Origin of the sequence: Lentzea albidocapillata (genome assembly GCF_000719115.1) — a bacterium.
GTDB lineage: Bacteria > Actinomycetota > Actinomycetes > Mycobacteriales > Pseudonocardiaceae > Lentzea > Lentzea albidocapillata.
Genome location: NZ_JOEA01000103.1, coordinates 1 through 278 on the forward strand (window position 1 = coordinate 1; position 278 = coordinate 278).

Genomic DNA, 278 nt, shown 5'->3' on the forward strand with positions numbered 1-278 from the left:
AGTCTGACGAAGCTCGCCATCTCCGCGACGCTGCACTGCCTCACCGGCTGTGCGATCGGTGAGGTGCTCGGCATGGTCATCGGCACCGCGCTGGGCTGGTCGAACATGGCGACCATCGCGCTCGCCGTCGCCCTTGCCTTCGTGTTCGGCTACGCGCTCACCATCCGGCCCGTGCTCAAGTCCGGGCTGCCCCTCCGTGCCGCCATCGGCGTGGCGTTCGCGGCGGACACCGTGTCGATCGCCGTGATGGAGATCGTCGACAACGGGATCATGCTGGC

Annotated in this window: 1 protein-coding gene; it reads left to right on the forward strand. The window is 68.0% G+C overall.

From position 1 onward, the window contains the following. Positions 1–3: 3 nt before the first annotated feature. On the forward strand, positions 4–278 hold a 275-nt coding region (locus IG04_RS0142025), incomplete at its 3' end, for a DUF4396 domain-containing protein (protein WP_157513152.1).